24 protein-coding genes are annotated in these 25461 nt (G+C 72.1%); 17 read left to right on the top strand and 7 right to left on the bottom strand.

Translation table 11 applies throughout. From position 1 onward, the window contains the following. Window positions 1–347: 347 nt before the first annotated feature. Window positions 348–3272, top strand: a complete 2925-nt coding sequence (locus tag ACIBAE_RS06595; RefSeq protein WP_399282738.1) for a BTAD domain-containing putative transcriptional regulator — start codon at window positions 348–350, stop codon at window positions 3270–3272. A gap of 132 nt (window positions 3273–3404) precedes the next feature. On the opposite strand, the gene ACIBAE_RS06590 is transcribed toward ACIBAE_RS06595, so the two are convergent. Continuing rightward, window positions 3405–3557 carry a hypothetical protein gene (locus ACIBAE_RS06590; protein ID WP_399282737.1) on the bottom strand — a complete coding sequence of 51 codons (153 nt, stop codon included), beginning with the start codon at window positions 3555–3557 and terminating at the stop codon, window positions 3405–3407. A 139-nt stretch (window positions 3558–3696) separates the two neighbouring features. Continuing rightward, window positions 3697–4155, bottom strand: coding sequence for a hypothetical protein (locus ACIBAE_RS06585; RefSeq protein WP_399282736.1), 459 nt, complete (start codon window positions 4153–4155; stop codon window positions 3697–3699). Window positions 4156–4339: 184 nt separating this feature from the next. On the opposite strand from ACIBAE_RS06585, the gene ACIBAE_RS06580 reads away from it, so the two are divergent. Next, complete coding sequence (locus ACIBAE_RS06580; RefSeq protein WP_399282735.1) at window positions 4340–4699, top strand: DUF805 domain-containing protein; 360 nt, start codon at window positions 4340–4342, stop codon at window positions 4697–4699. A 75-nt stretch (window positions 4700–4774) separates the two neighbouring features. Here ACIBAE_RS06580 and ACIBAE_RS06575 read toward each other — a convergent pair whose 3' ends face one another. From ACIBAE_RS06575 to ACIBAE_RS06565, 3 genes are all read right to left on the bottom strand, one after another. Continuing rightward, window positions 4775–6478: a glycoside hydrolase family 13 protein gene (locus tag ACIBAE_RS06575; protein WP_399282734.1), complete on the bottom strand. Its 1704-nt coding sequence runs from the start codon at window positions 6476–6478 to the stop codon at window positions 4775–4777. A gap of 346 nt (window positions 6479–6824) precedes the next feature. Then, a complete protein-coding gene (locus ACIBAE_RS06570) occupies window positions 6825–7169 on the bottom strand; it encodes a YkvA family protein (protein ID WP_399282732.1) in 345 nt (114 codons plus the stop codon). A 318-nt stretch (window positions 7170–7487) separates the two neighbouring features. Beyond that, window positions 7488–7811 carry a plasmid stabilization protein gene (locus ACIBAE_RS06565; RefSeq protein WP_399282731.1) on the bottom strand — a complete coding sequence of 108 codons (324 nt, stop codon included), beginning with the start codon at window positions 7809–7811 and terminating at the stop codon, window positions 7488–7490. Between the two features lie 814 nt (window positions 7812–8625). On the opposite strand from ACIBAE_RS06565, the gene ACIBAE_RS06560 reads away from it, so the two are divergent. Further along, window positions 8626–9543 carry a S1 family peptidase gene (locus ACIBAE_RS06560; protein ID WP_399282730.1) on the top strand — a complete coding sequence of 306 codons (918 nt, stop codon included), beginning with the start codon at window positions 8626–8628 and terminating at the stop codon, window positions 9541–9543. A 123-nt stretch (window positions 9544–9666) separates the two neighbouring features. On the opposite strand, the gene ACIBAE_RS06555 is transcribed toward ACIBAE_RS06560, so the two are convergent. Next, entirely contained in the window at window positions 9667–10890 is a 1224-nt protein-coding gene (locus tag ACIBAE_RS06555; RefSeq protein WP_399282729.1) for a YihY/virulence factor BrkB family protein, read from the bottom strand. Window positions 10891–10907: 17 nt separating this feature from the next. On the opposite strand from ACIBAE_RS06555, the gene ACIBAE_RS06550 reads away from it, so the two are divergent. The 14 genes from ACIBAE_RS06550 to ACIBAE_RS06485 all read left to right on the top strand — a co-directional run bounded on the left by ACIBAE_RS06550 (window position 10908) and on the right by ACIBAE_RS06485 (window position 24721). Beyond that, window positions 10908–12560 (top strand): acyl-CoA dehydrogenase family protein, encoded by a 1653-nt coding sequence (locus ACIBAE_RS06550; RefSeq protein ID WP_399282728.1) that lies wholly within the window; start codon window positions 10908–10910, stop codon window positions 12558–12560. Window positions 12561–12869: 309 nt separating this feature from the next. After that, a complete protein-coding gene (locus ACIBAE_RS06545; protein WP_399282727.1) occupies window positions 12870–14159 on the top strand; it encodes a GAF domain-containing protein in 1290 nt (429 codons plus the stop codon). 192 nt (window positions 14160–14351) lie between these two features. Continuing rightward, on the top strand, window positions 14352–14918 hold the full coding sequence (locus ACIBAE_RS06540) for a GNAT family N-acetyltransferase (protein WP_399282726.1): 567 nt from the start codon (window positions 14352–14354) through the stop codon (window positions 14916–14918). A gap of 117 nt (window positions 14919–15035) precedes the next feature. After that, window positions 15036–15119 (top strand): putative leader peptide, encoded by an 84-nt coding sequence (locus ACIBAE_RS06535; protein ID WP_309471194.1) that lies wholly within the window; start codon window positions 15036–15038, stop codon window positions 15117–15119. A 117-nt stretch (window positions 15120–15236) separates the two neighbouring features. Further along, entirely contained in the window at window positions 15237–16943 is a 1707-nt protein-coding gene (locus ACIBAE_RS06530; protein ID WP_399282725.1) for a nitrite/sulfite reductase, read from the top strand. Beyond that, complete coding sequence (locus tag ACIBAE_RS06525) at window positions 16940–17119, top strand: hypothetical protein (RefSeq protein WP_399282724.1); 180 nt, start codon at window positions 16940–16942, stop codon at window positions 17117–17119. Before ACIBAE_RS06530 ends, ACIBAE_RS06525 begins: the two co-directional genes overlap by 4 nt. Continuing rightward, window positions 17116–17826 (top strand): phosphoadenylyl-sulfate reductase, encoded by a 711-nt coding sequence (locus ACIBAE_RS06520; protein WP_399282723.1) that lies wholly within the window; start codon window positions 17116–17118, stop codon window positions 17824–17826. The genes ACIBAE_RS06525 and ACIBAE_RS06520 overlap by 4 nt, the downstream gene beginning before the upstream one ends. After that, complete coding sequence (gene cysC, locus ACIBAE_RS06515; RefSeq protein WP_399282722.1) at window positions 17808–18434, top strand: adenylyl-sulfate kinase; 627 nt, start codon at window positions 17808–17810, stop codon at window positions 18432–18434. The genes ACIBAE_RS06520 and cysC overlap by 19 nt, the downstream gene beginning before the upstream one ends. Further along, the gene (gene cysD, locus ACIBAE_RS06510; protein WP_399282721.1) at window positions 18431–19369 is read left to right on the top strand and encodes a sulfate adenylyltransferase subunit CysD; all 939 of its coding nucleotides are present in this window, start codon (window positions 18431–18433) and stop codon (window positions 19367–19369) included. Before cysC ends, cysD begins: the two co-directional genes overlap by 4 nt. 2 nt (window positions 19370–19371) lie before the next feature. Continuing rightward, window positions 19372–20748, top strand: coding sequence for a sulfate adenylyltransferase subunit 1 (locus tag ACIBAE_RS06505; RefSeq protein WP_399282720.1), 1377 nt, complete (start codon window positions 19372–19374; stop codon window positions 20746–20748). Window positions 20749–21021: 273 nt separating this feature from the next. After that, complete coding sequence (locus tag ACIBAE_RS06500) at window positions 21022–22143, top strand: aliphatic sulfonate ABC transporter substrate-binding protein (RefSeq protein ID WP_399283049.1); 1122 nt, start codon at window positions 21022–21024, stop codon at window positions 22141–22143. A 36-nt stretch (window positions 22144–22179) separates the two neighbouring features. Further along, window positions 22180–22971: an ABC transporter ATP-binding protein gene (locus tag ACIBAE_RS06495; protein WP_399282719.1), complete on the top strand. Its 792-nt coding sequence runs from the start codon at window positions 22180–22182 to the stop codon at window positions 22969–22971. Continuing rightward, window positions 22958–23863 carry an ABC transporter permease gene (locus tag ACIBAE_RS06490; RefSeq protein ID WP_399282718.1) on the top strand — a complete coding sequence of 302 codons (906 nt, stop codon included), beginning with the start codon at window positions 22958–22960 and terminating at the stop codon, window positions 23861–23863. Before ACIBAE_RS06495 ends, ACIBAE_RS06490 begins: the two co-directional genes overlap by 14 nt. A gap of 6 nt (window positions 23864–23869) precedes the next feature. Further along, window positions 23870–24721: a sirohydrochlorin chelatase gene (locus tag ACIBAE_RS06485; RefSeq protein WP_399282717.1), complete on the top strand. Its 852-nt coding sequence runs from the start codon at window positions 23870–23872 to the stop codon at window positions 24719–24721. Between the two features lie 112 nt (window positions 24722–24833). Here the strand turns inward: ACIBAE_RS06485 and ACIBAE_RS06480 are convergent, their stop codons facing one another. Further along, window positions 24834–25439 carry a phosphatase PAP2 family protein gene (locus ACIBAE_RS06480; protein ID WP_399282716.1) on the bottom strand — a complete coding sequence of 202 codons (606 nt, stop codon included), beginning with the start codon at window positions 25437–25439 and terminating at the stop codon, window positions 24834–24836. Window positions 25440–25461: the final 22 nt, after the last annotated feature.

The raw sequence follows: 25461 nt of genomic DNA, 5'->3' as shown, positions 1-25461 counted from the left end.
ATGTGCCGGCAAAGACCTCTTCCGGTCTCTTCCGGAATTACCTGTCGCGCGCATTCCGGGACGGGGTTGCTCCGGTCTGCCCACGCTGCGCACACCTTCACTGTGGTGGTGTGCGGTACGGGAGAAGCTTCCGGAACCTCCTTCCCGATCCCCTCCCGGCGCAGTACCGTCCCGATCGGGAACGGCTTAGGATTCCCGAAATGGCGTCACCAGCCAGGGGTTTTGTCTGTCAGGGGGACTGAGTGACAGCGAGCGGAGAGAGACAGCCGCGCTTCAACATCCTTGGTCCGCTGGAAGGTTGGGCGTCCGGGAGCAGGCTCCGGCTGGGGGGAACGATTCAGGAACGGGTGCTGGTCACCCTGTTGCTGGAGCCCGGCAAGGTGATGCCCGTGTCCCGGCTCGTCGAGGCGGCCTGGGCCGAGGATCCGCCCGCGACAGCGGCCCACCAGGTACGCAAGGCCGTCGCCGATCTGCGCCGGCGCATCCCGGACGGCTCCGAGGTGCTCGTCACCGACGGTCCCGGCTACCGCGCGGCCGTGACCGACGCGCAGCTGGACCTGACGGAGTTCTCCCTGCGGGTCCGGGAGGCGAAGGCGGCCACGACCGGAGGGCGCCCCGCCGACGCCGTGGAGGCGCTGCGCTCCGCCCTCGCGCTCTGGCGCGGCCCCGTCCTGTCCGGTGACGGCGGCCCGGTGATCGAAGCGGCGGCCACCGCGCTGGAGGAGCGCCGGCTGGCCGTGGCCGAGCAGCTCTTCGAGCTCCGGCTGAGCCTGGGCGAGACCTCGGAACTCGTGGTCGACCTGCGGGATCTCGTCACGCGCAACCCGCTGCGGGAGACCTTGCGCGGCCAGTTGATGCTGGCGCTGTACCGGTCGGGGCGGCAGGCCGAGGCGCTGGAGGAGTACGGCAGGGTCCGCGAGCTGCTCGTCGAGGAGCTGGGGATCGACCCGGGCCCCCGGCTCACCAAGCTGTACGAGGGAATCCTGCGGGAGAATCCCGAGCTCGCCGCCCCCGAACCACCCGCCCCGTCCGTTCCCGCGCCACCGGCCGTCCCCGTACCGGCCGAGGTGCCCCGCACGCTGCCGTACGACCTGTCGGACTTCACCGGCCGCGACCGGGAACTGAAAGAGCTCCTCGCCTGCGCGGAGCAGGCGGGCGAGCGGGGCACCCGGGTCGTGGCGATCGACGGGATGGGCGGCTGCGGCAAGACCTCGCTGGCCGTGCGGGCCGCGCACCGGCTGTCGGCCGCCTATCCGGACGGTCAGCTCCATCTCGACCTGCGCGGCTACACCCCCGGCGAGCAGCCCGTCACACCGACCGCCGCGCTCGACAGTCTGCTCCGGGCGCTCGGCACCCCGGGCGACCGGGTCCCCGAGGACGCCGCGGGGCGTACCGCCCTGTGGCGGGCGACCCTCGTCGGCAAACGGCTGCTGATCCTCCTCGACAACGCGGCCGATGTCGCCGGCATCCGCCCGCTGCTGCCGACCACCCCCGGCTGCCTGGTGCTGGTCACCAGCCGGGCACGGCTGGTGGATCTCGACGGCGCGGAGTGGATATCCATCGATGTGATGCCGCCCGAGGAGAGCGCCACACTGATGGCGGAGACGCTCGGCGCCCGGCGGGTCGCGGCGGAGCCCGAGGCGGCGGCGGAGCTGGCCCGGCTGTGCGGCCATCTCCCGCTGGCGCTGCGCATCGCGACCGCGCGGCTGCGCAACCGGCCGCGCTGGACCCTGCAGTACCTGGCGGACCGACTGCGCGACGAGACCCGCAGGCTGGACGAGCTGAGTTCCGGCGAGCGGAGCGTGGCGGCGACCCTGCGCCTGTCGTACCAGGCGCTGGACGAGGAGTGCCGTACGGCTTTCCGGATCCTGGCGCTCCATCCCGGCGGGGACATCGACGTCCATTCGGCGGCCGCGCTGCTGGGCGCCGGCACCCGGGACGCCGAGGACATCCTGGAACTGCTGCTCGATGTCCATCTGGTGCAGCAGCCGGAGATCGGCCTCTACACCTTCCATGATCTGGTGCGCAGCTTCGCGCAGAGCCTGCGCGGCGTGCCGACCGAGGAGAACGACGCGGCGGCGGTCGAGCGACTGCTCGGCTACTACCTGACGGCCACCGAGGCGGCGTGCGAGGTCCTTTTCCCGGGACGGCGCCGCCGGCCCACCGGGATCGAGGAATCCGGGGCGGAGCTGCCGGATCTGGGGAGCGCCGACCAGGCGCAGGAGTGGTTCGCGCGCGAGCACACCGGGCTGCTGGCGGCCGTCACGCTCGCCGAGCGGCGGCGCCTGGACCGCCATACGGTCTGCCTGGCCAGGAACGTGGTCTTCCAGCTCAACGCGCGTGGACACCTGGACGAGTTCGGGGATCTGGGGCGCGTCGCGGTGTCCGCCGCCCGGCGGCTCGGGGATCTGGCGCTGCTCGGGGTGAGCCTGTCGAACCTCGGCGTGGCCTGCTGGAAGCTCGGCCGGTTCGCCGAGGGGATCGAGGTGGCGGAGGAGGGCCGTGATGTCGCGGCGCGGCTCGGCGACCGGCACACCGAGGCCCACAGCGAGAGCACGCTCGGTCTGTTCAACAGCCTGCTGGGCCGCTTCCCCGAGGCGCTGTCCCATCTGGAGCGGGCGATCACCCACGAGCGGGAACTGGGCACGGCGCGGGCGGAGGCCGAGAGCCTCACCGTGCTCAGCACGCTGTACGAGCAGTGGGGCCGGTACGAGGAGGCCGCGGACGCGGCCCGCCGCGCGATCGAGCTGGACAGGGAACTCGGCCATCATGAGAACGAGTTGGTGGCCCTCACCGACCTGGCCTTCGCCCTCGCGGGCCTCGGGACGTACGAGGAGGCGGATCGCTGCCTCCAGCAGGCCCGGGAGTTGTGCGACCCGACCAAGGAACCGGGACATGTCGCGATGACGCTGGCGCTGTCGGCCGGTGTCGCTCACCGGCTGGGGCGGCCGGAGCAGGCGGCGGAGCACGCGGACCGCGCGGTGGAGCTCGTACGGTCGAGCGCGTCACCGCTGCGGCGGGCCAAGGTCGAGAACATGGTCGGGCGCCTGCGCCACCAGCAGGGGGAGTACGCGTCGGCGCTGGCGCTGCACACGCACGCGTACGAGCTCGCGTCCGCGTTCAGCTACCGCGCCGAGGAGGCGTACGCCCTGTCGGGAATGGGCCGGGCCGCCGGCGCCCTCGGCGATCCGGAGGTCTCGGCCGAACACCTCGCTGAGGCCGAGAAGCTGTTCGCGGCCATGGGAGTCCCCGAGGACCGCCGCCGCGGCTGACGGCCTGTCGCGCTGTCGGCCTGACGGCCCGTCGGTTCCACGGACCTGACGGCCCGTGGGCGAGGAACAGGAGCGTGCCCCGCACCGGGATCCCGGTGCGGGGCACGCGTTCCGTACGTGGGTGAGGCGGGATCACTTGCCGATGAGGGTCGGGCCCTTGTCCTCGGCGAGCACGTGGTGACCGGCCTGGGGGCCCTGCGTGTGCCCCGCTTCGACCGTCGCGCCGAGACCGAAGGCCAGCGCCGCCGCGAAGATTCCGACCAGTCCAGCAAGCTTGCGTCCCATTGTCCCGCCCCTTTTTCGTGGTGTCCCGCTTTCCGACACCACTGACTTTGGGCCGAGGCGTTCCCGAACGGTTCCCAGGGCGTTACCGCCCCCGGGTCACCGCGCGGGAACACCCCGTACCGGGCAGGGAACGACCAGGTCAGGGGTTTGCCGAGAAGCTCGCACGGCTCTCCTGAACAGTCCTGTCCGCAGTGCCCTGGAGGCAGCAGGCCACGATGCGCGGCCCGCGCGCGGTGAGGACGACCCCGGTACGCGCGGGCCCCGACTCATGGCCGGCCAGATCGAGCAGCGCCCGCACGACGGAGCGCAGCACGGCGGCCTCCGTCTCCGTGGGACCCCCGGGGTCCGGGTCGCCGCGCTGCTCCCGCGCCGTCATACCGACCACGCGGTGCATGCCGTTCCTGGTCATGGTCTCGACGCTGAACTCCGGTCCTTCCAGGGACTCCTCCGAGGTGTACGGCTCCGGCCGGCCACCGGCGCCGGCGCGCTGGGCCCACCGTTCGACGGCGGACAATTCCTGAAGAGGCCGGCGCAGTTCCACGGCGTCACTCGGACAGTCCGGGGGGTGGCCCGGGGAGTGGTCCGGCGGGTGTTTCACGGGATGCTCCTCCTGCAGACAGCTACCCGCTGAGCCTGTCGCGGTCCGATCCCGTTCCGCTCCCACACGGTTCCCGAATAAGTCCGATGAACTGATTTGACCAGAGCAATTCAAGCCACATACGTTTCGCCCTGGCCGGACCCATCCGGGCGGGCCATCTTTCGGTCCCTTGGGGGGGAACGCAGTGAACTGGTACCTCGGCGTACTGAAGAACTACGCAGGATTCAGCGGGCGGGCGCGCCGCAAGGAATTCTGGATGTTCGTTCTGTTCCACATCATCGCCACGCTCATCGTGGTGGCCGTCGACTTCGCCGTGGGGCTGAACAGCATCCTGGTGGGCGTCTACGTTCTCGGCGTGTTCGTTCCCAGCCTCGCGCTGATCGTGCGGCGGCTGCACGACATCGGCAAGTCCGGCTGGTTCTACTTCATCATCCTGATCCCGCTCGTCGGCCAGATCCTGCTGCTCGTGTGGTTCCTGACCGCCGGCAACCCGGAGGCCAACGCGTACGGCGAGAACCCGAAGCTGGTTCCCGCGAAGGCCTGACGTCACGTCGCGAGGGCCCGTCAGCGCCGCGCTGACGGGCCCTCGCCGTTTCTGTCCGCCGTACCCGGTCGCCGGTCAGGTCCCCCGGGCGTCCAGCCAGACGGCCGTGTCCGGCGGGAGCAGGCGGCCGGTCGTCCCGTCGCCCGCCAAGGCGTCGCTGGCGAGCAGCGGTTCGGCCCCGGCGGGCAGCGGCAACGGTGCGCCGGAGAAGTTGATCCGGCACACCAGGCCCGCGCCCTTGCGGAAGGCCAGTTCGCCCCCGGCCGAGGGCAGCCAGGCGAAGTTCTCGTCGCCGACGAAGGCGCGGCGCAGGGTCAGCGCCGTACGGTACAGCTCCAGGAACGAGTCCGGGCGGCCGGTCTGGGCCTCGACCGACCACTCACCCCAGCCGTCTGGCTGCGGCAGCCGGCTGCCGCCGGGGCCGAAGCCGTACGAGGAGCCGGTCCGCGTCCACGGCAGCGGCACCCGGCAGCCGTCCCGGCCTTTCAGGGCGCCTCCCGCGCGCTCCCACATCGGGTCGAGGAGCGCGGACGCGGGCAGGTCGGCCACCTCGGGCAGGCCCAGTTCCTCACCCTGGTAGAGATACGTGGTGCCGGGCAGCGCCAGCGTGAGCAGCGCGGCGGCGCGGGCCCGGCGGCGTCCGCGCGCGTCGTCGACCGCCGGGGTGCGGCCGTCGGTGAGCAGCCAGGCGGGCAGGTCGGTGCCTTCGGGAAGCCCGTACCGGGTGCGGTGGCGTACCACGTCGTGGTTGGAGAGCACCCAGGTCGGCAGGGACCCGGTGGGCGCCGCGCCGGACAGTGAGGTGTCGATGACGCTCCGGAAGGATCCCGCGTCCCAGGGGCAGCGCAGGTGGAAGAAGTTGAACGCCTGGTGCAGCTCGTCGGGCCGGGTGTAGAGCGGCAGCCGGGCGGCGCTGACACCCGCTTCGGCGACCATGATCCGGGGCGGGGCGTAGGAGTCCGTGATCTTGCGCCAGGTGCGGTAGATGTCGTGGACCTCGTCGCGGTCCCAGAACGGGTGGTCCTCCCCGCTGGGCGGGGCGTTGAGGGGCGCGGTGTCGCCGCCCCGGGTGTCGCGCAGCGGCGGGGTGAGGTCCTTGCGCAGTCCGTGCGCCACGTCGATCCGGAATCCGTCGACGCCCAGGTCGAGCCAGAAGCGCAGGGTGCGTTCGAAGTCAGCGATGACCTCGGAGTTCTCCCAGTTCAGGTCGGGCTGCTCGGCGGCGAAGATGTGCATGTACCACTGGCCGTCGGGGACCCGGGTCCAGGCCGCGCCGCCGAATTTCGACTGCCAGTCGGCGGGCGGTTCACTGCCGTCCGGGCCCCGGCCGTCCCGGAAGACGAACCGGTCGCGCGCCTCGGAGCCGGGGGCGGAGACCAGCGCCTCGGCGAACCAGGGATGCTGGTCGGAGCAGTGGTTGGGCACGATGTCGACAATGGTGCGCAGGCCCAGCTCCCGGGCCCGGTCGAGCAGCGCGCGGAAGTCGTCGAGTGTGCCGTGGCGCGGGTCGACGTCCCGGTGGTCGGCGACGTCGTAGCCCCCGTCTGCCAGTGGGGAGCGGTAGAACGGTGTGAGCCAGACGGCGTCCGCGCCGAGGTCCGCGACATGGCCGAGCCGCTCGGTGATCCCGCGCAGGTCGCCCATGCCGTCGCCGTCGGCGTCGGCGAAGCTCGGGACGTAGATCTGGTAGACGACGGACTCCCGCCACCAGTCGCGGTCACTGCCGGGGTCGCTGCCGTGTCCGGCGCCGTTGCCGTACGGGAACGGGTGCTGTGTCACTGGTACCTCTCGTACTGAAATGCGGGGTCCGCCGCGGAACTCAGGGCGTGCGAGTGATTGTCGTACGGTGCGATCATCCCTTGGCCGCACCGGAAGTCAGCCCGGAGACGACGGACCCCGAACTCGGCGGAACTCGACGCCGAACACGACGACTCCACCAACACCGCGCGGGGGCCTCCTCGCTGCTGGGGGTCAGCGCCATCAGGACGGCGGGCGGGCGCTCACGATGGGAACACCCCGAGGACGCCCGGGTTCCTTCCTCGCGGGGACGGCGGTCCGGCAGTTCACCGCCGCCTGGCGGGCCTCGGTGTCCGGGTGAGTCCCCGCGCCGGGGTGCCGGTCCGCTTCACCGGACCGGCCCGGAGGGGCGCTTGGCCGGACCGAGGCGGCCGGCGGCGTACGGGATCGTCCCGCTCGGCAGGCCGGACGTCCCGGAGGTGCGCAGGGAGCGCAGCGCCAGCAGCAGGAAGCCGATGTCGTCGAGGTAGACCGGGTCCGGCACCAGGTCGGTGGGCAGGACCAGATAGACCATGGCCGCCCAGAACATCCACCGGTTCTTGACGGGCACGCCCGCCTTGCGCAGGGCCCGCCTGGCCCGTACCAGCCGGACGGCGAGGGTGATCGCGACTCCCAGGGTGAGTACCACCAGGATCGCGGCAAGGCCGATGAGGATCTGGAGTTCGCTGCTCATGGTGGTCTCTTCCCTCGGGCCGGCCGCTCCTACCCGGGTACGGATACCCCGGGGCGGCCCACCCCAACGGGGTCACCGCCCGTTCCGGTCCGCCGGTCCGGTCCGGTCCGCCCGTCCGGTCCGCCTGCCGGCTCCCCCGGGGCCGAACAGGTGAGCCGGCCGTACGTCTCCGTACCGGCCGGCCCTCCGTCCCTCGCGTCCGGGGTCCCTCGCGTTCGGGGTTCCTCGCGTCCGGGGTCCCTCGCGTCCGGGGTCCCTCGCGTCCGGGGGTCCCTCGCGTCCGGGGGTCCCTCGCGTCCGGGGTCCCTCGCGGCCGGGTCAGCGCCCCAGTTCGCGCTTCAGCTCGTCCTTGTTCATGGTCGAGCGGCCGTGGATGTTACGGCGCTGCGCCTCGGCGTACAGCTGGTCGTACGTCGGGCCCTCGGCCCCGCTGTGCGAGCGCTGCCCGCCGCGCCGGGAGGACGACATGTCCTGGGTGGAGGTCTTGCTCGCCGTGCGGGACTCGCCGGAACGGGCCCGTTCCTTGTTCACGGTCCGCGCGGCGATCTCCTCGGCGCGGCCGGCGCTCTCGCCGCGATCGCGGGCGCTCTCCTTGATGTGCTCGTACTGGCGCTCACGCTTCGGGCTGGAACCTCGCGGCATGGTGATCACTCCTCGCACGGATCATCGGCCCCCTCCGGCCCACCCTCCTACCCGCGTTCGGGCCCGGCAACTGGGTGGATGCCGGCGGCGGCGTGCCCGGGGAGTCCTGACACTCCACGGGCACGCCGCACGCATCGATTCAGCGCCGAACACCATCGCTCACGGCAGGCACCTCCCGTGGCACACGCCCCACCCGCCCCGCAAGAGCGCCTCGCCGGTCCGATCACCCCGCGTCACCCCGCGCGCCGGCATCGTTCGACGCCCCGAACGAGCAGATCCGGCCGCGGACAACAAGAGGGCAATTCGGCGGTACGCCGCTCAAAGGGGCGGCCGCCACCCCGGACGCACGCGGACATCCGTCCCCCCGCCGCGCGGCGGCGCCCGCATCCACCGCGCCCCGCACGCGGCGCCCGCCGCGGATCATGTGTGTTCGTGACGTCCGGACGAGCGGCCGCAGGGCGCCGTACGTCAATCCGCGTGCTCCGCGGGGCTGTCGAAGGTCACGCACCGGTGGCCTTCCCGTTGACGCGGGCTTTGCAGAAGTTCACGCGAGGGCCGCGAGCGGGCCGACGGGACACCTGGGGCGAAAGCGCTTCCCGGACAGGCCGCCGACAGCTTCCGTACGGGCACCGGGGCGGGCAGGGGTCAATCTCCGCCGTGGGTCCGGAAGTCGGCCTTGTCGTGGGCGGCCATCGGAGCCGACGATGCGATCGTGCGATTGACAGGTTCACGATCAAAACCCACGGGTCGTGAACATCGCACACCGGCGGCCCGCCCACCCGACGGGACGCGTCTCCCCCACCTGGAGGATTTTGTGACCTTCAAGCGCTTCTCCCCCCTCGGCGCCGCACCCAGACGCGCCCGGCTCCTCGCCGTCGCCTCCGGACTGGTGACCGCGGTCGCGCTCGCGGCCCCGACCGCCATCGCCCAGCCCGCCCCGCTCCCCGTGGCCGGCGCGGCCCAGCTCGCCGCGGCCGGCTCCGCCGTGCTCGGCGCGGACGTCGCCGGCAGCGCCTGGTACACCGACCAGGCGTCCGGCAAGATCGTCGTCACCGTCGACAGCACCGTCTCCGCCTCGGAGATCAACAGGATCAAGAATTCCGTGGCCGGTACCACCGCGGGCGTCACGATCAAGCACACCGAGGGCACGTTCAACAAGCTCCTCAAGGGTGGCGACGCCATCTACACCGGCGGCGCCCGCTGCTCCCTCGGCTTCAACGTCCGCAGCGGCTCGACGTACTACGCGCTGACCGCCGGGCACTGCACCAGCGCCGGCAGCACCTGGTACACCAACTCCGCCGGCACCTCGCTGCTCGGCTCCAACGCCGGATCCAGCTTCCCCGGCAACGACTACGGGATCATCAGGCACAGCAACTCGGCCAACGCCGAGGGCACCGTGGACCTCTACAACGGCTCCACGCAGGACATCACCACAGCCGCCAACCCCACGGTCGGCCAGCGCGTCTCACGCAGCGGCTCCACCACGGGCGTCCACACCGGTACGGTCAGCGCCCTCAACGCGACCGTCAACTACGGCAACGGTGACATCGTGTCCGGTCTGATCCAGACCAACGTCTGCGCCGAGCCGGGCGACAGCGGCGGCCCGCTCTACGCCGGCGGCACGGCGCTCGGCCTGACCTCGGGTGGCAGCGGCAACTGCAGCTCCGGCGGCACCACGTTCTTCCAGCCGGTCGTCGAGGCCCTGAACGCGTACGGCGTCCAGGTCTTCTGAGACCAGGCCCCCTGATGGCCGGCGGGCCCCGCGCACGGTGCGGGGCCCGCCGGTCCGTTCCGTGGGCGGCGGCCCACGGCGCCGGGGGGACGTGCGCACGGGCTCCGGACCGACCGCGTGAGCCTAATCCCCCCGGTCCTCGCCGTCCTCGGCACCGTCCGCGCCACCGGCGGGCCCGCCGTGCGAAGTGTCCTTGCCGGGCTTGCTGTCCTTGCTCCGGCTCTCACGGTGCTCCCGGTACTCGCGGCCCTTGAAGCGGGACTTCACATCGTCCGGCGGCAGGAATTTGGACCACCTCTCCGGGAATTCCGAGGGCATGTCCGGATCGGTCACGTCGTCGTCCACCGCCTCCGCCGACGCCGCGGCGAGGACCATCAGCTGCGCCGCCTGGGCCGCGCGCAGCCGCTCGTTGGCCGCACGGGCGGCGGCGGTGGCGACGGACGGCCAGACCCGGTCGATGGCAGCGTTGACGGCCGCGCCCACCAGCACCGCGAACGCGGAGATGCCGATCCAGAGCAGAACGGCGATGGGCGCGGCGAGCGAACCGTAGATCGTCGGCCCCTCGACCGCGCTGGTGAGATAGATCCGGAGCAGGAAGCTGCCCAGGACCCACATGGCGAGAGCGATCAGCGCGCCGGGGATGTCCTCCCGCCACGGCGACCGGGCGGGCACGGACACGTGGTAGAGGGTGGTGAGGAACGCGACGGAGAGCAGGATCACCACCGGCCAGTAGAGGACGGCGACGACCTCGGTGCCCCAGGGGATGAATTCGACGACCCGGTCGGGTCCGACGACCGCGAGCGGCAGCACCACCGCGCCGATCAGCAGCGCGACGACGTAGAGCAGGAAGGCGAGCAGCCGGGTGGCGACGATGCCGCGCCGGCCGTCGAGTCCGTACATCACCGTGATGGTGTCGACGAAGACGTTGACGGCCCGGGAGCCGGACCACAGCGCGATCGCGAAGCCGAGGGAGATGACGTCGGGCCGGCCGCCGTGGGTGATGTCGTTGAGCAGCGGTTTGGCGATCTCGTTGACGCCGCGTCCGGAGAGCACCGTGCCCGCCGCCGAGAGGATGTTCTTCTCCAGGGACGCGACCGTGGTCGTGCTGGTCCAGTCGTCCACGTAACCGAGCAGGCCGATCAGTCCGAGCAGCAGCGGTGGCAGCGAGAGCAGGGTGAAGAACGCCGCCTCGGCCGCGAGACCGAGGATGCGGTACTCCATGCACGAGTTGACGGTGTCCTTCAGCAGCAACCAGGTCATCTTCCGCTTGGAGACGTTGCGGTAGAGGACTCGGGCCCGGTGGAGTCGACCCGCTGGTCGCTCAGGTGTTTCTTTTGCTGCCTGCACCTCCTTACCGTATCGGCATGGCAGCCAGCACTCACACAGTGACCAACCAGGTTCCGCCCCTGGTGGGGTATGACGTCTTCACCGCGGACCGGGCACTCACGGAAGCCGTGGAGCGGCACAGCGCGCCGGCCCTGCTCGACGAGACCCGCGCGGAGCTGTCGGCACTCGGCCGCGCCGCGGGATCGGCCGAGGCCCAGGAGTGGGGGGCGCGGGCCAACGAGAACCCTCCGGTCCTGCGCACCCACGACCGCTACGGCGACCGGATCGACGAGGTCGACTTCCATCCTGACTGGCACCACCTGCTGGGACAGGCGGTGTCGGCGGGGCTGACCGACGCCTGGGGCAGGCCCGGTGGCCATCTGCGCCGGGCGGCCGGCTTCCTGGTGTGGACGCAGGCGGAGGCCGGGAACGGCTGTCCGGTGTCGATGACGCACGCGGCGGTCCCCGCGCTGCGCGCCGATCCGGCGCTCGCGGCCGAGTGGGAGCCAAAACTGACCTCCCATCGGTACGAACCGGGGCTGCGGCCCGCCGCCGAGAAGTCCGGCGTGCTCTTCGGGATGGGCATGACGGAGAAGCAGGGCGGCAGCGACGTACGCGCCAACACGACGGCCGCCGAGCCGCTGGGCGCCGAAGGCGAGTACCTGCTCACCGGGCACAAGTGGTTCTGTTCGGCGCCGATGTGCGACGGCTTCCTCGTGCTGGCGCAGGCGCCCGGCGGGCTCACCTGCTTCCTGGTGCCGCGTGTCCTGGCGGACGGGACCCGCAACGTCTTCCGCCTCCAGCGGCTCAAGGACAAGCTGGGCAACCGCTCCAACGCGTCGGCCGAGGTGGAATTCGACTCCACCTGGGCCCGCCGGGTCGGCGAGGAGGGGCGGGGGGTGCGCACCATCATCGAGATGGTGGCGGCGACCCGGCTCGACTGTGTGATCGGCTCGGCGGCGCTGATGCGGCAGTCCGTGGCCCAGGCGGTGCATCACGCCACGTACCGGAGCGCGTTCGGCGGCGAGCTGATCGGCAAGCCGCTGATGCGCAACGTCCTGGCCGATCTGGCGCTGGAGTCGGAGGCGGCGACGACGCTCGCGCTGCGGCTGGCGGCGGCGTACGACACCGTCCAGGACGGCGGCGAGGGCGCGGACCAGGAGCGGGCGTTCCTGCGGCTCGCGGTGCCCGCCGCCAAGTACTGGGTGACCAAGCGGTGTACGCCGGTGGCGGCGGAGGCCCTGGAGTGCCTGGGCGGCAACGGTTACGTGGAGGAGTCCGGCATGCCGCGGCTGCTGCGCGAGTCGCCGCTCAACTCGATCTGGGAGGGCTCGGGGAACGTCCAGGCGCTGGACGCGCTGCGGGCGCTCCAGCGGGAGCCGGAAGCGCTGAACGCCTTCCTCCAGGAGGTGGGCCGGGCGCGCGGCGCCGATCACCGGCTGGACCGCGCGATCAAGGACCTGCTGACGGAACTGGCCGATCTGGAGGGGATCGAGGCGCGGGGCCGCAGGCTGGTGGAGCGGATGGCGCTGGTGCTCCAGGGTTCGCTGCTGGTGCGGTGGGCGCCGCCGGAGGTGGCGGACGCGTTCTGCGCCTCGCGGCTCGGCGGGGACTGGGGCACGGCCTTCGGCACCCTGCCGCACACGCTGGGGCTGGCGGCGATCGTGGACCGGGCGCGGCCGGTGAGCTGAGCGGCGTCGTGAAGCCGGGGGTGGCGACGCGGCGGCCCGAGGCCGGAGGCGGCCACGCGGCGGTGTGAAGGCCTGGAGGCGGTGGCGGAGCGGCCTGAGGCCAGAGGTGGTGGCGCGCCGACACGGCACCACCTCTGGCTCGCTGTCACTTTCAACCACATCTCTGCGGTTTTCCAGAGTTGCAAGCCGTTGCAGGAGATATCCGAACTGCCCCTCCGGGCATATGCCGGAGGGGCACGATGGGTGCATGGTCGATGAAGCACCGCTGAAGGCGGAGAAACCCCGACGGCTGGTGGCGGAGGGACCCCGATGAAGGACGTACCGCTCGACCTGGCCGGGCACCCGGCGATGGACGGCGCGTGGGCAGCCCGTCCGTTCCGTCAGGTGCGGGACGCCGCCCCGGCCGGGGAGCGCCCGCCGACCGCTCCCCGGCCGGTGATCGACGCGTCGTGGCAGCGGATGTTCCGGATGGGGGTGCGCCGCGATCAGGCCACCGGCGGGGTGCCGTTGGAGCGGGACGAGCTGGAGCACCGCCGGCGCACCTCCGCGCTGGCCGACGCCATGCGGACGTTCAGCGAATCCCTCGGCGCGATCGCCGACACCTCGGTCCAGATCATGGTGGTCACCGACGACGAGGGGCGGGTGCTGTGGCGGGAGGGCAGCTCCGGCGTGCTGCGCCAGGCCGGCGGTATCTGTCTGGAGGAGGGCGCGGCCTGGTCCGAGCGCGCCGCCGGCACGAACGCCATCGGTACGGCGCTGGCCGTGCGCCGCCCGGTGCGGGTCCACGCGGCCGAGCATTTCGTGCGCTCCCTGCACGCCTGGACCTGCGCGGCGGCCCCGGTGCACGATCCCCGGGACGGCCGGCTGCTGGGTGTCGTCGATGTGAGCGGCCCGGCGGCCGGCTTCCACCCGACGACGCTGGCGCTGGTCAGTTCGGTGGCCCGGCTCGCCGAGAGCGAGATGCGGGAGCGGCACGGGCGGGCGCTGGGCCGGCTGCGCTCGGTCGCGGCGCCGATCATGTGCCGGCTCGGCGGCCGGGCGCTGGCGGTCGACGGTCACGGCTGGACGGCGGCCGTCACGGGAATGGCGCCCGTGGACCGGCTGCCGCTGCCCAAGTCGTTCCGGACCGGCCGGGCCTGGCTGCCCTCGCTGGGCATGTGCGCGGTCGAACCGCTGCCCGGCGGCTGGCTGATCCGGGTGGACGAGGCGCGGGCGGTGACGGAGGCGCCCGGCCGGGTCGTCCTGGACCTGAGCCGGCCCCGCCGCTGGTCGGTCGCGGTGTCCGGGTCCGCGGGCTCCTGGGTCCAGGAGCTCACCCCGCGCCACGCCGAGCTGCTGTACGTGCTGGCCGTGCACCGGGACGGCCGCAGCGCGGCGGAGCTGGCCTCCGACGTCTTCGGTGATCCCACCCGCGCGGTGACCGTACGGGCGGAGATGTCGCGGGTACGGCGTCATCTGTCGGGTGTGCTGGCGCACCGCCCGTACCGGTTCGCGGAGGAGATCGAGGTGGAGGTGGTCCTGCCGGCCGATCCCGCGGAGCTGCTGCCGCACTCGACGGCCCCGGCGGTGCTGAGCACGCGGCGCCTGCCCTGCCCGTGAGCGGGGCCCCGGTCGGCCCGGGCGGGCCCTCCGGGCTCCGGCCCGGGCCGGGCAGGTCCCCGGGGCTCCCCCTGCTGGACGGCCCCCGGCCGGGGGCGCTTGTCCGGTCCCCCGGCCGGGGGCGCTTTTTCCGGTCCCCCGGCCGGGGGCGCTTTTTCCGGTCCGACCGCCCGGCGTGGTTTTCTGGCGCTCATGAGCATCACTGTGACCACCTGGTCCCTGGAACAGACCTCGCCCGCCGACCTGCGCCCGGCCGGTGAGCCCTCCGGCGACGTGCGGATCGTCCGGGCCGAGGTGCCGTCGCCGGAGTTCAGCCGGTTCCTCTACACGGCCGTCGGCGGGGACATCCGCTGGACCGACCGGCTCGCGCTGACGTACGCGCAGTGGCGGGAGGAACTCTCCCGCCCGGGCGTCGAGACCTGGGTGGCGTACGAGAACGGGACCCCGGCCGGCTACGTCGAGCTGGCGGCGCAGGACGAGGGCGCGGTGGAGATCGTCTACTTCGGGCTGATACCGGCCTTCCGTGGCCGGCGCATCGGCGGCCATCTCCTGTCGTACGGAGTGGCCCGCGCCTGGGACCTCGCCGAACGGTGGCCGGGATCGGCGCCGACCAAGCGGGTCTGGCTGCACACCTGCTCCAAGGACGGCGAGCACGCCATGGACAACTATCTGCGCCGCGGTTTCACGCTGTACGACACCACGGTGACCCAGGAGCCCGAGGTGGCCGCTCCCGGTCCGTGGCCCGGGGCACGCGGGTAACCCCGCACCGGTCGTAGCGCTCGTAGCGCTCGAACTGCATCTCGCGGAGTGGGACAGTCTCGTCCACATCATGGATAGTGGTGGACTGGCCGGAGACCCGCGTGCCACGCTTCCGTCATGTCCAGAGCTGGAATTGCCTTGGTGAGTCGACGACACGTCGATCTCGGCCGCATGTCCAGCGCCATCTGTCCGGCGGGCTGACAGCCACCGTATCGCCGCGATCCCCTTCTTCTCTGTACTCGCCCGCGCACCGTCGTGCCCTCGCGCGCGTGTGCGGCCCAGAGCCGCCCTCCCGCAGTCCCGAAGGACGTGTCCGTCATGGCCGCCACCCCGGAAAAGCCGACCCCAGCGACCCCTGCGAGCCCGCACCGCAAGGTGAGCCGCCACCGCGGCGAGGGTCAGTGGGCCGTGGGTCACTTCACTCCGCTCAACGGCAATGAGCAGTTCAAGAAGGACGACGACGGCCTCAACGTGCGGGCGCGCATCGAGACGATCTACTCCAAGGCCGGTTTCGACTCGATCGACCCCAATGACCTGCGCGGCCGGATGCGCTGGTGGGGGCTGTACACCCAGCGCAAGCCCGGGATCGACGGCGGCAGGACGGCGATCCTGGAGCCGGAGGAGCTGGACGACAAGTACTTCATGCTGCGGGTGCGGATCGACGGCGGACGGCTGACCACCGAGCAGCTGCGGGTCATCGGCGAGATCTCGCAGGAGTTCGCGCGCGGGACCGCCGACATCACCGACCGGCAGAACGTCCAGTACCACTGGATCCGGATCGAGGACGTCCCGGAGATCTGGAACCGCCTCGAAGCGGTGGGGCTCTCCACGACCGAGGCCTGCGGTGACACGCCCCGGGTGATCCTCGGTTCCCCGGTCGCCGGGATCGCCGAGGACGAGATCATCGACGGCACCCCGGCGGTCGACGAGATCCACCGCCGGATCGTCGGCAACCCCGACTTCTCGAACCTGCCGCGCAAATTCAAGTCGGCGATCTCCGGATCGCCCCTGCTGGACGTGGCGCACGAGATCAACGACATCGCCTTCGTCGGGGTGAACCACCCCGAGCACGGCCCCGGCTTCGACCTGTGGGTGGGCGGCGGACTCTCCACCAACCCGAAGATCGGCCAGCGCCTGGGCGCCTGGGTGCCGCTCGACGAGGTCCCGGACGTCTACACCGGCGTCATCTCGATCTTCCGCGACTACGGCTACCGCCGGCTGCGCACCCGCGCCCGGCTGAAGTTCCTGGTCGCCGACTGGGGTACGGAGAAGTTCCGCCGGATCCTGGAGGACGACTACCTGAAGCGGAAGCTCGTCGACGGGCCCGCCCCGGCGCAGCCCGTACAGACCTGGCGTGACCACGTCGGTGTGCACCGGCAGCGGGACGGCCGCTTCTACGTCGGATTCGCGCCGCGCGTCGGCCGGGTCGACGGCGCCACCCTGACGAGGATCGCCGAGCTGGCCGCGGCACACGGCTCCGGCCGGCTGCGGACCACCGTCGAGCAGAAGATGATCGTCCTCGATGTCACGGAGGACCGGATCGACTCGCTGGTGGCCGGCCTGGAGGCGCTGGACCTGCGGGTCAAGCCGTCGCCGTTCCGGCGCGGGACCATGGCCTGCACGGGCATCGAATTCTGCAAGCTGGCGATCGTCGAGACGAAGAAGCGCGGCTCGACCCTGATCGACGAACTGGAGCGCCGGATCCCGGACTTCGACCAGCCGATCACCATCAACATCAACGGCTGCCCCAACGCCTGCGCCCGTATCCAGGTCGCGGACATCGGCCTCAAGGGGCAGCTGGTCCTGGACGACGACGGCAACCAGGTCGAGGGCTTCCAGGTGCACCTGGGCGGCGCGCTGGGCCTGGAGGCCGGTTTCGGCCGCAAGGTGCGCGGTCTGAAGGTCACCTCCGACGAACTGCCCGACTACATCGAGCGGGTGCTCGGCCGCTTCCAGAAGGAGCGCGAGGAGGACGAGCGCTTCGCCACCTGGGCGGCGCGCGCTTCGGCGGAGGCGCTCTCATGAGCGAGCGTGCCGCGCCCTTCTACTGCCCGTACTGCGGTGACGAGGATCTGCGCCCCCACGAGCAAGGTCATGGTGCGTGGGAGTGCGCGGCGTGCAACCGCGCCTTCCAGCTGAAGTTCCTCGGGCTGCTGTCCCGGGGGCTCCGGCGCGGCGACGGAGGGGGAGAAGCCACATGACGGAAGCGACGGCGGCAGCGGGGAGCGGCGACCCGAAGGCGCTGGCCGAGCGGGCGGGCCGGGAGCTGGAGGACGCCTCGGCCCAGGAGATCCTGACCTGGGCCACGGACACCTTCGGCGGGCGTTTCTGTGTCACGTCCTCGATGGAGGACGCGGTGGTCGCCCACCTCGCCTCCCGGGTCCGGCCCGGCGTCGACGTGGTGTTCCTCGACACCGGCTACCACTTCCCCGAGACCATCGGCACCCGGGACGCGGTGGCCGCCGTCATGGACGTCAACGTCATCACGCTCACCCCGCGCCGGACGGTCACCGAGCAGGACGCCGAGCACGGCCCGGAGCTGCACGACCGCGACCCCGACCTGTGCTGCGCGCTGCGCAAGGTCGAGCCGCTCGAAGAGGGCCTGACCGGGTACGACGCCTGGGCCACCGGACTGCGCCGCGACGAGTCGCCCACCCGGGCGAACACCCCGGTCGTCGGCTGGGACGAGAAGCGCCGCAAGGTCAAGGTCTCGCCGATCGCCCGCTGGACGCGGGACGACGTCGACGCGTACGTCACCGGGCACGGCGTCCTCACCAACCCGCTGCTGACGGACGGTTACGCCTCGGTGGGCTGCGCGCCCTGCACCCGCAGGGTCCTGGCGGGCGAGGACGCGCGGGCCGGCCGCTGGGCGGGCCGGTCCAAGACCGAATGCGGACTGCACGGATGACGGGCGGTCGGACACTTCCGGAGGGGCGGCGGTCGAGCGTGACGGGGCGGGACGCCACGGAGCAGGATGCCACGGAGCGGGGCGCCACCATCTGGCTCACCGGTCTGCCGAGCGCCGGCAAGACCACCATCGCGTACGAACTGGCCAGCCGGCTCGGCGCCGAAGGCCACCGCGTCGAGGTGCTCGACGGCGACGAGATCCGCGCGTTCCTCTCCGCGGGCCTCGGCTTCAGCCGCGCGGACCGGCACGCCAATGTCCAGCGCATCGGCTTCGTCGCCGAACTGCTCGCGTCGAACGGCGTCAAGGCACTGGTGCCGGTGATCGCCCCCTACGCGGACAGTCGCGAAGCGGTACGTGAACGGCACCGGGCCGGGACCGGCGCGTATCTGGAGGTACACGTGGCCACACCGGTCGAGGTGTGCTCCGTCCGCGATGTGAAGGGGCTGTACGCGAAACAGGCGGCGGGCGAGATCTCCGGGCTGACCGGCGTCGACGACCCCTACGAGGAGCCGGACTCGCCTGATCTGCGGATCGAGTCGCACCAGCAGTCCGTACAGGAATCGGCCGCGGCGCTGCACGCGCTGCTCACCGAGAGGGGTCTCGCGTGACCACGACCGCCCTGACCGTCGGCGGGGGCACGGACGCCCCGTACGCGCTGAGCCACCTGGACGCCCTGGAATCCGAGGCGGTGCACATCTTCCGGGAAGTGGCGGGGGAGTTCGAGCGGCCGGTGATCCTCTTCTCCGGCGGCAAGGACTCGATCGTCATGCTGCGTCTGGCGGTCAAGGCGTTCGCGCCGGCGCCGGTGCCGTTCACGCTGCTGCACGTCGACACCGGGCACAACTTCCCCGAGGTCCTGGAGTACCGCGACCGTACGGTGGCCGAGCACGGGCTGCGGCTGCATGTCGCCTCCGTGCAGGAGTACATCGACGCGGGCACGCTGCGCGAACGTCCCGACGGCACCCGCAACCCGCTGCAGACGGTGCCGCTGACCGAGAAGATCCGGTCCGAGCGGTTCGACGCGGTGTTCGGCGGCGGGCGGCGCGACGAGGAGAAGGCCCGCGCCAAGGAGCGGGTGTTCTCGCTGCGGGACGAGTTCTCCCAGTGGGACCCGCGCCGTCAGCGGCCCGAGCTGTGGCAGCTGTACAACGGCCGGCACGCCCCCGGCGAGCACGTCCGGGTCTTCCCGCTCTCCAACTGGACCGAGCTGGACGTCTGGCAGTACATCGCCCGCGAGGAGATCGAGCTCCCGGAGATCTATTTCGCCCACGAGCGCGAGGTGTTCCGGCGGCAGGGCATGTGGCTGACCGCCGGTGACTGGGGCGGCCCCCGGGAGAGCGAGCCGGTCGAGCGGCGCGTCGTGCGCTACCGCACGGTGGGCGACATGTCGTGCACGGGCGCTGTCGACTCCGAGGCCACCACGCTGGACGCGGTGATCGCCGAGATCGCCGCCTCCCGGCTCACCGAGCGCGGCGCGACCCGCGCCGACGACAAGATGTCCGAGGCCGCGATGGAAGACCGCAAGCGCGAAGGGTACTTCTAGCGATGACGAGCACCACCGAGCGGTTCGCCGAGGGAATCTCGGCCACCACGCTGCTGCGCTTCGCGACCGCGGGCTCCGTCGACGACGGCAAGTCCACCCTCGTGGGCCGGCTGCTGCACGACTCCAAGTCGGTGCTGACCGATCAGCTGGAGGCCGTCGAGCACGCCTCGCGCAGCCGGGGCCAGGAGGCGCCCGACCTGGCGCTGCTGACGGACGGGCTGCGGGCCGAGCGTGAGCAGGGCATCACCATCGATGTGGCGTACCGCTACTTCGCCACGCCCCGGCGGCGGTTCATCCTCGCCGACACCCCCGGCCACGTGCAGTACACCCGGAACATGGTGACCGGCGCGTCCACCGCCGACCTGGCCGTGGTCCTGGTCGACGCCCGCAACGGGGTGGTCGAGCAGACCCGCCGGCACGCCGCCGTCGCCGCCCTGCTCCGGGTCCCGCATGTGGTGCTCGCCGTCAACAAGATGGACCTCGTCGCCTACGCGGAGCCCGTGTTCGCCGCGATCGCCGAGGAGTTCACCGCGTACGCGGCCTCCCTGGGCGTCCCCGACGTGACGGCGATCCCGATCTCGGCACTGACCGGTGACAACGTCGTCGAGCCCTCCGCGCACATGGACTGGTACGGCGGCCCGACCGTGCTGGAGCATCTGGAGACCGTGCCGGTCAGCCACGACCTGACGGCCTGCCCGGCGCGTTTCCCGGTGCAGTACGTGATCCGCCCGCAGAGCGTGGAACACCCCGACTACCGGGGCTACGCGGGGCAGATCGCCTCGGGTGTGCTGCGGGTCGGCGACGCCGTGACCGTGCTGCCGTCGGGGCGTACGAGCAGCATCGAGGCGATCGACGCGCTCGGCCGGAGCGTCGACATCGCCTGGGCCCCGCAGTCCGTGACCGTGCGGCTCGCGGACGACATCGACATCTCGCGCGGCGATCTGATCGCCCCCAGCGCGGACGCGCCCGGCGTCACCCAGGACGTCGAGGCGACCGTCTGCCATGTGGCGGACCAGCCGCTCACCGTGGGCCGGCGGGTGCTGCTGCGGCACACCACCCGGACCGTCAAGGCGATCGTGAAGGACATCCCTTCCCGGCTGACCCTGGACGACCTGTCCCAGCATCCGGCCCCCGGCCGGCTCGCCGCCAACGACATCGGCAGGGTCACGCTCCGCACCGCCGAGCCGCTCGCGCTCGACGCGTACGCGGACTCCCGCCGCACCGGGTCCTTCCTGCTCATCGACCCGGCCGACGGCACCACACTGACCGCCGGTATGGCCGGCGAGGCGTTCGCGGCCGGATCCGCTCCGGCCGACAGCGGCAGCGACACCACCAGCGACACCGACACCGACACCGACAGCGACGGATGGGATTTCTGATGACCATCGATGTCTACGCGACCTTCGCGAAGGAGGGCGGCCGGGTCGGCAGCGGCGCCCTCGGCGCGGGAACGGGCGGGGTGGCGCGATGTGCGCGATGACGTACGCGCACCGCTCGCGCGCCCGCACCCCCCACGTGCCGTACCCGTACCGCCGAAGACCTGCCGACTTCCCGGCCACGCCCCCGTCCGCCCGAGGGACGTGAGTGCCGGGCCAACGAGGGGAAAACCTCCCGTGCCTGTCTCCCGTACTCGTACCACCGCACCTACGCGTATCACCGCATCGCGGACCGGCTCGCGACGCCGTCTGGCCGCGGCCGCCGCGCTTCCTCTGCTCGCTGTCGTGCTCACTTCCTGCGGCTACGGCTCCGACGCCGACAACGACAAGAGCGGCGCCGGGAAGCCGGCCGTCGCCGAGGGCGCGAAGAAGCTCTCCGCCGACACCGTGAAGATCGGTTACTTCCCGAACCTCACCCACGCGACGGCCCTGGTCGGCATCCAGGAGGGTCTGTTCCAGAAGGAGCTGGGCGGTACGAAGGTGGCGCCCGCCACCTTCAACGCGGGCCCCTCCGAGATCGAGGCGCTCAACGCGGGCAGCATCGACATCGGATTCATCGGCCCCTCCCCCGCCGTCAACGGCTACACCCAGACCAAGGGCAAGAGCCTGCGCATCATCGGCGGCTCCGCCTCGGGTGGGGTGAAGCTCGTCGTCAACCCCAAGAAGATCAAGACCCTGGACGACGTCAAGGGCAAGAAGATAGCCACCCCGCAGCTCGGCAACACGCAGGACGTCGCGTTCCTCAACTGGATAGCCGAGAAGGGCTGGAAGGTCGACGCGCAATCCGGCAAGGGCGATGTCTCCGTCGTCCGTACGGACAACAAGATCACCCCGGACGCCTACAAGTCCGGCGCGATCGACGGCGCGTGGGTGCCGGAGCCGACCGCCTCGAAGCTGGTCGCCGAGGGGGCCGAGGTACTGCTCGACGAGTCCGACCTGTGGCCGGACAAGCAGTTCGTGATCACGAACATCATCGTGTCGCAGAAGTTCCTCGGCGAGCACCCGGACGTGGTCGAGGCCGTGCTGCGCGGCTCGGTGAAGACCAATGAGTGGATCAACGCCAACGAGGACCAGGCGAAGGCGTCCGCCAACGAGGCGCTGAAGACGCTCTCCGGCAAGGCGCTGCCGCCCGAGGTGCTGGACCCGGCGTGGAAGTCGATCCAGATCATCAACGACCCGCTGGCCGCGACGCTCCAGTCGGAGGCGGACCACGCGGTCAAGGCCGGTCTGCTGGAGAAGCCCGACCTGGCCGGTATCTACGACCTGAGGCCGCTCAACAAGGTACTCAAGGCCGAGGGGCTGCCCGAGGTCGCCGACGCCGGTCTCGGCGTCAAGTAACCGTCCCGTCCGCGCCGTTCCCAGGAGGTGACGACCATGGCACCGACCCTCGCCAAGGCCGCCGACAGCACCCCGGCGGTGGATCACGCCGCCCGTATCGCGGGCGTCTCGAAGTCCTTCGCGACGCCCGGCGGGCAGCAGCTCGTCCTGGACGACATCACGCTGGATGTCGCGCCGGGCGAGTTCGTCACTCTCCTGGGAGCGTCGGGCTGCGGCAAGTCCACGCTGCTGAACCTGGTGGCGGGGCTCGACCGGCCGTCCGCCGGTTCCATCGACACACCCGGCGGCCGGCCGGCCCTGATGTTCCAGGAGCACGCGCTGTTCCCGTGGCTGACCGCGGGCAAGAACATCGAGCTGGCGCTGCGGCTGCGCGGCGTGGCGAAGGACCGGCGGCGCGGCGAGGCGGAGCGGCTGCTGGCGCTCGTCCGGCTGGAAGGCGCGCACGGCAAGCGGGTGCACGAGCTGTCCGGCGGCATGCGCCAGCGCGTGGCACTGGCCCGCGCACTGGCGCAGGACAGTCAACTGCTGCTGATGGACGAGCCGTTCGCGGCGCTCGACGCCATCACCCGCGATGTGCTGCACGACGAGCTGACCCGTATCTGGCGGGAGACGCGGCTGTCCGTCCTGTTCGTCACGCACAACGTGCGGGAGGCGGTACGGCTCGCCGAGCGCGTCGTGCTGCTGTCGTCGCGGCCGGGGCGGGTGGCCCGCGAGTGGCGGGTGGACATCCCGCAGCCGCGCCGTATCGAGGACACCGCCGTCGCGGAGCTGTCCGTCGAGATCACCGAAGAACTACGTGGGGAGATCCGCCGCCATGGCCAGCGCTGAGACGACGACGCCGGCCTCGCGGGACGTGTCCCCGCGCGGGGATCTGGCCGGTGTCGAGGCCGGACTCGACGCGCTGGAGACCGTGCCGGCCGGGCGTACGCCGGTGAGCCGGACCCTCGTCGAGAAGGTCCTGCCACCGGTCACCGCGGTGGTGCTGGTCCTGGCGGTGTGGCAGATCCTCGTCTGGGCGAAGGTCACGGACGACTACAAACTGCCATCACCCTCGGCGGTGTGGGACGAGGTGGCCGACGCGTGGGCGCGGGGCACCCTGCTCGGCTACATCTGGACCAGTGTCTCGCGGGGGCTGCTGGGCTTCCTGCTGGCGCTGGTGATCGGCACCCCGCTGGGTCTGCTGGTCGCCCGGGTGAAGTTCGTACGGGCCGCGATCGGTCCGGTGCTGTCCGGGCTCCAGTCGCTGCCGTCGGTGGCGTGGGTGCCGCCGGCCGTGATCTGGCTGGGGCTGAACGACTCGATGATGTACGCCGTCATCCTGCTCGGCGCGGTCCCGTCGATCGCCAACGGCCTGGTCTCCGGCGTCGACCAGGTGCCGCCGCTCTTCCTGCGGGCCGGGCGCACCCTGGGGGCGACCGGGCTGCGCGGCACCTGGCACGTCGTGATGCCGGCGGCGCTGCCGGGCTATCTGGCGGGGCTGAAGCAGGGCTGGGCGTTCTCCTGGCGCTCACTGATGGCCGCGGAGATCATCGCCTCCTCGCCCGATCTCGGCGTAGGACTCGGCCAGCTGCTGGAGAACGGCCGTACGGTCGGCAGTATGCCGATGGTGTTCCTCGCCATATTCCTGATCCTGGTCGTCGGTATCGCCATCGACCTGCTGATCTTCAGTCCGCTGGAGCGGCGGGTCCTGCGGGGCCGCGGTCTCCTCGTGAAGAGCTGATACGCCATGCGCCACGCCGTATCCCCGTACCCCGTACCGCACCACGCCGCAGCGTCGCACCACACCGCAGCGCCGTCGCGTCCCGTACCGCACCCCGTACCGCCGCGTCCCGTCCTGCTGGTCATCGCGCACGGCAGCCGCGACCCCCGGCACGCGGCGACCGTGCACGCGCTCGCCGAGCGGGTGCGGTCGCGGCGTCCCGGGCTGCGCGTGGAGACCGGCTTCCTGGACTTCAACGCCCCGTCCGTCCCTCAGCTGCTGGACCGGCTGGCGCTGGACGGGGTACGGGACGTGGTCGCCCTGCCGCTCCTGCTGACGCGCGCCTTCCACGCCAAGTCCGACATCCCGGCGGTCCTGCGGGAGGCGTCCGCCCGCCATCCGCTGACGCGCGTCCGGCAGGCCGAGGTGCTCGGCCCCTCGCCGCTGCTGACCGGCGCGCTGGAGCGACGCCTTTACGAGGCCGGTCTCAGCCCCGGGGACCGGACCTCGACCGGCGTCGTCCTCGCCTCGGCCGGCTCCTCCGACCCGGAGGCGATCGCGGCGATCACCGCGATCGCCCGGCGGTGGCAGCGGAGCGGCTGGCACACCGTGCGCCCCGCGTTCGCCTCCGCGTCCCTCCCCCGCACCGAGGACGCGGTCCGCGAGCTCCGTGCGGCGGGCGTCCGCCGGATCGCCGTGTCCCCGTACGTCATCGCCCCCGGCCGCCTCCCGGACCGCATCGCCGCCGGGGCCCACGAGTCCGGCGCCGACATCCTGGCCGACGTCCTGGGCCCGGCGCCCGAACTGGCCCGGCTGCTGCTGCGGCGGTACGACCGCGCGGCGGCGGGCCGGGGCACGGCCCTGGCCCTGCTCGCGTGACCTGACGCGCGCGACCGACCGGCGCAGCACCTCGCGGCCGGGCCGGCAGCAACGCCTCGCGACCGCGCCCGCGCAACTCCTTCCGGGCACACCGGAGTGGCGACCCGGCGGCTCAGGACCCGACCAGCAGGGGCCGCAGCCGGGTGGTGGTCAGCCGTTCGGCGAACGGCGCGAGCTTCGTACGGGCCGCCCAGGCCGACGGGAGCGCCACGAGCGTGCCCACGATGAGGCCGGCCAGGACGTCGTGCGGGTAGTGGACGCCGACCCAGACGCGGGACGCCGCCATGAGGAGCGCCGCGACCAGCGCGATCGAGCCCAGGCGGCGGGAGGCGAAGAGCAGCGCGACGGCCGCCGCCGCGGCGAGCGCGGCATGGTTGCTGGGGAAGGACCAGTCGCCCGGCGGGGGGCAGATTTCCAGGGTGGCCGTCCGCAGGCTCCGGCACGGCCGGTCCTCGCGGACCGCCAGCTTCAGCAGGTCGTCGACGCCGAAGGCGAGGAGGGTGATGAGCGGGGCGGCCAGCGCTGTCACGGCCACCGTGGGGGCGCTGCTTCTCGCCCGCCACCAGGCCACGCACATGAGCAGGGCGAAGAGCAGCAGCCCGTACGTGGACCAGGCCGACACGAGATCGTCCAGCCAGCCCGGGGAGCGGCGGGCGAGACCGACCACGTCGAGGTAGAGGGAGCCGTCGACCGACGCTCCGTCGTACGCGAGGATCATCGCTTCGTCTCACTTTCGCGCC

Origin of the sequence: Streptomyces sp. NPDC051569 (assembly GCF_044454085.1) — a bacterium.
Lineage (GTDB): Bacteria > Actinomycetota > Actinomycetes > Streptomycetales > Streptomycetaceae > Streptomyces.
Note: the sequence above shows the minus strand (reverse complement) of the source record. Positions and strands in the feature narration are given on the sequence as shown.